The organism is Novosphingobium sp. CCH12-A3 (assembly GCF_001556015.1).
GTDB lineage: Bacteria > Pseudomonadota > Alphaproteobacteria > Sphingomonadales > Sphingomonadaceae > Novosphingobium > Novosphingobium subterraneum.
The window spans coordinates 1-8,011 of the sequence record NZ_LSIA01000200.1 but is presented as its reverse complement, the minus strand read 5'-3'; the positions used below and the strand labels follow the sequence as shown (position 1 = coordinate 8,011).

The window sequence follows — 8,011 nt, the reverse complement described above, 5'->3', positions numbered from 1 at the left end:
CAAATCCGCTAAAACCCACGCATTCCCAAAGGCTTCAGAGTTTTTCACGGGCGACTACTGAGCTGGACGGTCAGCCGGCAACCCCACTTCAAGAAGCAGCCGAAGGACCAGATCGTCGCCTGGTTCTATGCCTTGTTCGTCGACCGGCCGGGTGACTATGTGAAGAAGCCGATGCAGGACTGCACGGGCGAGGAAATCACGCAGGAATGGCTCTATCACCTCGGCGTGCCGGTCGCGGATATCCCCGGGCTCGCGGCGACGGGAGCAAAGACCGTGCCGGTGATGATGCCCTACATCACCGCCTTCTTCATGCCGCGCCAGGCCGGCGACCGGCCGGAGGTGGTGCCTCAGGGCGCGGTCAATTTCGCCTTCATCGGCCAGTTTGCCGAGTCGAAGCAGCATGATTGTATCTTCACGACGGAATATTCGGTGCGCACGCCGATGGAGGCCGTCTACACGCTCATGCAGGTCGAACGCGGCGTGCCTGAAGTGTTTAGCTCAACCTATGATATTCGCACGCTCCTGGCTGCGATCGGGCCGCTCAGGGATGGCAAGGGGATCGACATTCCCGGCCCGTCCTTCCTGCGCAAGCTGCTGATGAAGAAGCTCGAAGGCACAGAGATCGCCCAGTTGCTGGAAGAGTTTCACGTTATTTCGGAATAGTGATCGAAGGCCATCTGGCCGTTTGGATGGGGCGAGCCCGCGCCCGAGCCGCCGGAGCCTGCGTCGCCATGCCTTCGTCACGGGTTCGATGGATGCCGATGTATTATTCCGCCAACGCCTCGCTCTGCTCCGGGTCGGCGAAGCCAAAAGATGCGCAGTGACAGAGTTGTGTCTGCAGGCTTACGACCGCTTTCCCATTCCCGCCGAAAAGGCGATCCTCAAGGTCTCGGAAAGCGTATGGGCGCCGAGTTTGGCCATAAGGCTCGCACGATGGACTTCGACCGTTCGGGAAGAGATGCCGAGGTCGTAGGCGATGGTCTTGTTTGGGTGCCCCTGAGCGAGACCTTCTAGGACGTCCCGTTCACGCGGCGTCAGAAGATCTATCTGCATCCTCGCTTCAGCTTCTTCGAGGGCACGGCTCTCTGCCCGGTCGATGCGCGCGAATGCTCGGTCGACTGCAGTGAGCAGTACGGCCCTTTCGATCGGCTTGGCGAGAAAATCGACGGCGCCTGCCTTCATCGCCTGGACCGCCAGCGCGACGTCGCCATTTCCGGTCAGCACGACGATCGGCATGTCGATGTTTCTCTGTGTCAGAACTGCCTGAACCTCGAGACCGTCCATATCCGGCATATGCATGTCGAGAATGACACAGCCGATCTCGGCTTCACCCGCAATCTTCAGAAATTCCGGTCCCGATGCATAAGTCTCAATGATGAAACCCGCTGTTCGTAACGTGAACGCCACCGCTTTCCTGATTGTCTCCTCGTCATCGACGATATGAACGACGCGCTTTTCTGCCATGGTCCCCCTGGCAATTCAAACCTACCATGCTGCAGCGTCGGTCACGCCGCCGCTTCGCGCGCGCCTTGTGCGGGTTGGACCATAGTCCAAGGTCAAGGGGGATTTTGTGCCTCACGAACTCGGCGATCACGCCGGCATCTGGCGAGCCAAAGCGTGGACGACATGCTGTCGGCAGGTTCAGAAGCTATTTTAGGGAGGGGCGCCTGCGTGCCCCGCAGTCCTGCTTACGGGGCGTTGCGGACAGCCTCCGCGATCACCGGCATCATGTCGATGTCGTTGGAGGTGTGAACGATTGTGTTCGTGCTGACGATGCGCCCCACATACCCGCCCAGAACCTGCGCCGCGTCGCCCGCGAAGAGGGGATGAACCACCACACAATCGGGTGGTGCGAAACCCATGCTGGCGAGCTGGCGTGCCGCGACCGCGAGCGTTCGCCCTGACGAGGCGATATCGTCGACCAGCACTGCCTGGCGATCGAGAAATGCCGAGGCGTTGGGGATCGAAATCGTCACCTCACGGTCGCCGGACCGCACTTTCTCGCAGACGAGGAACGGCGCATCGGCGTCGGCCGCGACCTGCGCGACCCATTGCTCGCTTTCCATGTCGGGGCCGATGATCAGCGGCCGGGCGACGTTCCGTTTGATCCATGCTGCCAGGAGCGGGGCCGCATGAACGACCTGGGTCGGAATTCGATAGATCTCTGCCAGCGCATGGTAGCGGTGGAGATGCGGATCGACCGTCACCATCCAGTCGAGATGGCGAGACAGGAGGGCGGCAAAGGTTCGCGACGTGACCGCCTCGCCGGGATGGAAGCGCACGTCCTGGCGCATATAGGCGAGATAAGGGGCGACGAGACCAAGCTTGAGGGCACCAAGCTCGCGAAGCGTGTCAGCGGCGAACAGAAGCGGTAGCAGCTTCGCGTCCGGACGATCGAGGCTCGACAGAAGGACAACGTGCCGATCGGCGACATCGCTTTCGATCCTGAGATAAGTCTCCCCGTCAGGAAACTGGCGATGTTCCAGTGCTCCCGGCTCCGCGTCGAGGGCAGTGCACAGGGCCTGCAGCAGCGCCTCGCTGCCGGGAAGCGCGAAGACGATCGGCCGGTTCATTCAGCGGTAATCCCGAAGATCGCCCCGTCACTCACCGCGAATGCCGCGGCATAGTCAAGCTCACCGGGACTCTCGGCATGGATGGTGCATAGTGGGGCGCCTGCCTCCACCGTCTGGTGCAGGCGGCTGTGCAGCGCGACCCCGGCGGCTTTGGCTGTGGGCGCGCCGGCGAGCTTGGCGACGATTGCGAGCTTGCGATTGTCGATGCTGACGATCCTGCCGCTATAAGGTGCGATCATATCCTGCTGAAACTTGGCAACCGGCGGTTCTCGCATGCCGCCCTGGGCTTCGCAGATGCGTTGAAATTTCGCCCAGGCCCGGCCGCTTTCGAGGCTTTCCAGCGCGCGCGCGAATCCTCCGCCGGTCGGTGTCGCTCCCGCCAGCTCGAGGAGGCCTCCGGCGAGTTCGCATGCCCGGTGCGCGAGATCCTCTGCGCCGGGTTCGCCCTGGAGCACGGCCAGTATCTCCTGGGCTTCGAGCGCCGGGCCGATGCCACGGCCAATCGGCTCGACGCCCGGGCCGCACATCACGCGGGTGCGCAGGCCAAAGGCCTCGGCGACCGAGGTCAGCGCCGTCGAGAGCGTTTCGGCTGCCTCGGCGCTGCGCACCTTGGCGGTCGGGCCGACCGGGATGTCGATCACGAGATGGGTCGCGCCGGCGGCAATTTTCTTGGAAAGTACCGAGGCCACCATCTGTCCGACCGCGTCGATGTCGAGCACCCGTTCGACCCCGATGATCACATCGTCGGCCGGGCTGAGCTTTACGGCGCCGCCCCAGGCGATACATCCACCCTCGCGCTCGACCACCCGGCGGATCGCGGGCACGTCGAGGTCGACGGGCGCCAGCACTTCCATCGTGTCGGCAGTGCCGGCCGGCGAGGTGATCGCGCGTGAGGACGTCTTGGGCATGATCAGGCCTTCAGCGGCCATGATCGATACGATGATCGGCGTCGTGCGATTGCCCGGCAATCCGCCGACGCTGTGCTTGTCGACGATGACGGCACCGGCCCAGCTCAGCCGCTCTCCGACATCGACCATGGCCCTCGTGAGCCCGACGGTTTCATCCTGATCAAGCGGGACCGCCGAACAGGCCGTCACGAAGGCCGAGAGATGGACATCGCTGTACCGGCGCTCGGCAATGTCAGTGATGATCGCCGAGAAGGCCGCTTGGCCGAGTCGGTTCCCGTAGATACGACGCCGCACGTCACTGAGCGAGGCAAGCGGCTGGGAATGCGCGATCTCCACCAGGTCGCCGTCACTGACGCCGAGCCGGTGCCAAGCCGCCTCGGACAGGCCAATCTCGCCGGGTGCCGGAATATCGGCCGAACTGTGCAGCAGGGAGACCACCACTTCATGGCCGCCGGCGCGGAGTCTGATTTGAGCGCGGGACGCGAGCCCTTCGGATCGACAGACCGGGCAGTCGTGACGCATGACTGCAATCGGATCGTTGCCGGCTGCGGTAAGGCCGAGGCGTCGCGCCCGTAGCGTCGTCGCGATGGGCTCCGCATCGGTTTCTTCGATTGCGGGGGCGCTCACGCCAGCATGCCCCAGCTTCCCAGCGCCGGGACGCTGGAGGACCAGCTCAGTTCTTCCGAGATGCGCTTCGCCAGCACATGTGCGCCGGTGGGCTCTCCGTGGGTGACGAACACATGTTTTGGCGCCTCGTGCAGCGAGCCGAGCCATCGCATGAGCTCATCGCTGTCGGCGTGCGCAGACAGCATGGTAAGGTTTGCGACCTCGGCCTCGACCGGAATATACTCGCCGTGGATCTTGATCGTCCGGGCACCGCTGATCATCGCCGCGCCGCGCGTCCCCGCCGCCTGGAAGCCCGAAAAGAGGACGAGATTCTTTCCGTCCGGTGCGAAGCGCTTGAGATGATGCAGGACACGGCCACCAGTCGCCATGCCGCTTGCCGAGATGATGACCTTGGGGGCGGGATTCGCGGTCAGCTCCTTTGACTCCTCGACTTCGCGCACATAGTGCGCGACTCCGCAGGCCGCCTCGCACTCCGCGCGACTCAGCCGGTGCTCCCCCATGAAGTCGCACATCAGCCCGCTCGCGTTGATCGCCATGGGGCTGTCGAGATAGATAGGGATGTCCCGCAGACGGCCGTCGGCACGCAGACGTGAAAGGTGATAGAGGAGCGACTGCGCGCGTCCCACGGCGAAAGCCGGGATCACGACCGTGCCGCCGCGCCTGACGCACCGCTCGATATGGTCCCCCAGCGCTCTTGTCGGGTCGATCTGCTCGTGGCGGCGATCGCCATAGGTGGACTCCACGAGGACATAGTCGGCGCGCGCGGGCGGCTCGGGATCCTTCATGACCGCGTCGCCGTAACGCCCGATGTCGCCGGAGAAGAGGATCGTGCGACCTTTCCAGTTGATCTCGATCGACGCGGCCCCGAGGATATGTCCGGCGCGATGATAGCGTGCCTTGATGCCATCCGCGATCACGTGCCATGCCCCGAACTCGATCGTTCGGAACAGTTGCAGCGCCAAGCGCGCGTCGGCCTGAGTGTAGAGCGGCAGTGCCGGTTGGTGCTTCGAAAAACCGTGACGGTTGGCGAACTCCGCGTCCTTCTCCTGAAGATGACCGCTGTCCGGCAGTAGAAGCTCGCACAGAGCTTCGGTGGCCCGTGTACTGAGAACGGTTCCTCCCCACCCGAATCGTGCCATCCGGGGCAGCGCGCCGGAATGATCGAGATGCGCATGGGTGAGCAGCACCAGGTCGACATCGGCAACCTCGGGCGGAATCGGCGCCCAATTGAGGCGGCGCAGATCCTTCGGACCCTGGAACAGGCCGGAATCGATGACCACCTGCGTCTCGCCATCATCCACTAGGTACCGAGAGCCCGTTACGGTCTCCGATGCGCCGAGAAAGGCGATGCCGAGGCCGTCTGCTGAGCGCTCCGCGAGATCGATACGCGCTTCTTGTTCGAGGATAGCCGTGCCGAAATGGCTGCGGGGGCGATGCTTCTGTTTCCTCTTGTGCATGAATCCTTGCCTGCCTCTCACGTTTATATTCGTGAGCGCAGCATTGGTGGGCTCGTACCTCGAGCCTATACGCAAAAGCCGCAGCAAGCCTGTTTAGCCTCAGTGCCGGTGCCGCGCTGATAACGGTGGACGGGTCCAATCGACGCATCTCGACGCCCACCGCTGGCCGCCTCTTTCGAACTTCGGTCTCTACTTATACCTTGCTGCCGGGACTTAGGCCTAACCTGGCGGCGCATCGGCTAGAAGAGAGTGGCATATGGACGATCATGACCATCGAATGCGCAAACGCGGGACGATCGTCCTGATCGGGTTCCTGCTGGTAGCGGGCTTCTTCCTAATCACCGAGCACACTGCGCACTTTTTCGGCGTGCTGCCCTATCTGATCCTTCTCGCCTGTCCGCTCATGCACCTGTTCATGCACCATGGTCATGGCGGCCATCAACATGGCCACGAGCCCAATCAGCTCCCGACCGGCCTGCCGGCCAATTCCAATGAGCGTGCCGAGGGGGAGTCGCGATGACGCATACCGATTACGGCTATGGCCTGTGGGGCCTCGCTCTGGTCAACGCGGCCGTGTTCGTCCTGTTCGCATTCAGCTTCTTCAAGCCGGCGACCAAGCGCGACTGGCGCAGTTTCGGAGCGTTCAGCGCGTTCATCATCGCCCTCTTTGCCGAGATGTATGGTTTCCCGCTGACGATCTTCGTGCTCTCAGGATGGCTGCAATCGCATTTCCCTGGCATCGACTGGTGGAGCCACGACGCCGGCCACCTGCTTGAGATGATGTTCGGTTGGCGCGTCAACCCGCATTTCGGGCCGTTCCACATTGCCAGCTTTGTGTTGATCGGCGCGGGCTTCTGGCTGATCTCGGCCGGCTGGGCGCCACTTCACGCTGCCCAACGCGCTCACAAGCTGGCGACCACAGGAATCTATGCCAAGGTACGCCACCCGCAATATGTCGGGTTCATCCTCGTCATGCTTGGCTTCCTGCTGCAATGGCCGACTCTGCTGACGCTCGCCATGTTCCCGGTGCTCGTGGTGATGTATTTCAGGCTGGCGTGGACCGAAGAAAAGACTGCGCTTGCGGAATTTGGTGAAAGCTACCGCGATTATATGCGCCGCGTCCCCGCGTTCATTCCGCGGTTCAAGCGGGCTCCGGCGGGACCAGTCAGTCTGCAGGTAAGCGCGGCCGACAAACCAGTCCGAGGCGTCAGCGAGCTCGACGCTCCAAAGCGCTAACGCCACGGAAAATCGAGAAATCTTGCTGTTTCTAGGGCGGTAGGTTCTGTCGCTACTCAGCCTCGTGCGAAGGCGCTGACGAATTCCTGCGGGACTTGCCCGAACAATGTGAGAGTAATTTGATGTGTATCGAGTCAGAACGCGCGCCCGATAAAGCAATAAGCCCTGCGACAGCCGATGTCATATTTCAAACTCTTACAGGCCGTTGGGTGCTGCAAATCCTTGTCGCGCTCAGTAGTAGGGAATGACGCTTCACGTCGCTTCGCCGGGAGATCCCCAAGGTTAGTGCCAATGTGCTTACGACGCGTCTAAGGGAACTGGAAGCCGTATGTCTGGTCTCTCGTACAATCTTGCCGCCACCTGAGTCCTACCAGGTCCATGAGTTGGGACCATTGGCGCACGGATTGCGACCGGCGCTCCATCATTTTGAGCGATGGAAAATGCAGCTTTCTTCGCTGAAATGAAGCCCTGCGGTCCATAGCGAGCGTCATTGCTCTCGATGGTTTCCCCGTAACAACTTGGAAAACGACGGCCGTCGATTGTCAGGGGGGATTCAGTAACACTACTGCGATATCATTGTAACTGATCGGGTGAACGTAGTCCTTCGAGCGAAAGCGCATCAGATCCAGCGTTTTGAACCGCCCCGGGTTTTCCGGAGGCAGTTTCAATTGGGTCATGCGACCATACCGAGGGTCTCGTTGGCTGCATAGTAGTTGGCCTCGGCTTCGGCCGGCGGGATGTGCCCGATGGGTCCAAACAGGCGATGGTGATTGAACCAGTCGACCCAGCGCAGGGTTGCCATTTCCACTGCTGACGCGCTGGGCCATGATCGCTGTCGCCAGATGACCTCGGCCTTGTAGAGACCATTGATCGTCTCGGCCAAGGCGTTGTCATAACTGTCGCCGACGCTGCCGACCGACGGCACGAGGTTGGCCTCTGCCAGGCGCTGGGTGTAGTTCATGGCAAGGTATTGAACGCCCCTGTCGCTATGGTGGATCAGCCGGTCATCAGGACCGGGCCTGCGCGCATGGATCGCCTGTTCCAGAGCATCCAGCACGAAGCCGGCGGTAGCCGACGTGCTGACCTTCCAGCCCACGATGCGCCGAGCATAGGCATCGATCACGAAGGCCACGTAGACGAACCCTGCCCAGGTGTGGAGTGGAGTAGGAAGCGCATAAGCGCTTCCCCTCCCCGAACCGTACGTGCACCT

The 8,011-nt window shown here is 62.2% G+C and carries 8 protein-coding genes and 1 pseudogene; 4 read left to right on the top strand and 5 right to left on the bottom strand.

Translation table 11 applies throughout. The features are described 5' to 3' along the window. The first annotated feature begins 21 nt into the window (after positions 1-21). Positions 22-663 carry an oleate hydratase gene (locus tag AX703_RS15270; protein WP_369821030.1) on the top strand — a complete coding sequence of 214 codons (642 nt, stop codon included), beginning with the start codon at positions 22-24 and terminating at the stop codon, positions 661-663. Between the two features lie 180 nt (positions 664-843). Here AX703_RS15270 and AX703_RS15265 read toward each other — a convergent pair whose 3' ends face one another. The 4 genes from AX703_RS15265 to AX703_RS15250 form a co-directional block, all read right to left on the bottom strand. Beyond that, a complete protein-coding gene (locus tag AX703_RS15265) occupies positions 844-1,464 on the bottom strand; it encodes a response regulator transcription factor (protein WP_039335475.1) in 621 nt (206 codons plus the stop codon). A 224-nt stretch (positions 1,465-1,688) separates the two neighbouring features. Continuing rightward, on the bottom strand, positions 1,689-2,573 hold the full coding sequence (locus AX703_RS15260; protein WP_039335476.1) for a ribose-phosphate pyrophosphokinase: 885 nt from the start codon (positions 2,571-2,573) through the stop codon (positions 1,689-1,691). Next, positions 2,570-4,108 (bottom strand): thymidine phosphorylase family protein, encoded by a 1,539-nt coding sequence (locus AX703_RS15255; RefSeq protein ID WP_062345266.1) that lies wholly within the window; start codon positions 4,106-4,108, stop codon positions 2,570-2,572. The genes AX703_RS15260 and AX703_RS15255 overlap by 4 nt, the downstream gene beginning before the upstream one ends. Further along, positions 4,105-5,565, bottom strand: a complete 1,461-nt coding sequence (locus AX703_RS15250; protein ID WP_062345264.1) for an MBL fold metallo-hydrolase RNA specificity domain-containing protein — start codon at positions 5,563-5,565, stop codon at positions 4,105-4,107. Before AX703_RS15250 ends, AX703_RS15255 begins: the two co-directional genes overlap by 4 nt. 256 nt (positions 5,566-5,821) lie before the next feature. On the opposite strand from AX703_RS15250, the gene AX703_RS15245 reads away from it, so the two are divergent. The 3 genes and pseudogenes from AX703_RS15245 to AX703_RS28945 form a co-directional block, all read left to right on the top strand. Then, on the top strand, positions 5,822-6,085 hold the full coding sequence (locus AX703_RS15245) for a DUF2933 domain-containing protein (protein ID WP_062345262.1): 264 nt from the start codon (positions 5,822-5,824) through the stop codon (positions 6,083-6,085). Beyond that, entirely contained in the window at positions 6,082-6,801 is a 720-nt protein-coding gene (locus AX703_RS15240) for an isoprenylcysteine carboxylmethyltransferase family protein (protein ID WP_082734630.1), read from the top strand. Before AX703_RS15245 ends, AX703_RS15240 begins: the two co-directional genes overlap by 4 nt. A 260-nt stretch (positions 6,802-7,061) precedes the next feature. Continuing rightward, a pseudogene (locus tag AX703_RS28945) lies at positions 7,062-7,265 on the top strand (winged helix-turn-helix transcriptional regulator); the annotation flags it as partial. Positions 7,266-7,474: 209 nt separating this feature from the next. Here AX703_RS28945 and AX703_RS15235 read toward each other — a convergent pair. Beyond that, the coding region (locus tag AX703_RS15235; RefSeq protein ID WP_156452081.1) for an IS3 family transposase at positions 7,475-8,011 on the bottom strand (537 nt) is incomplete at its 5' end.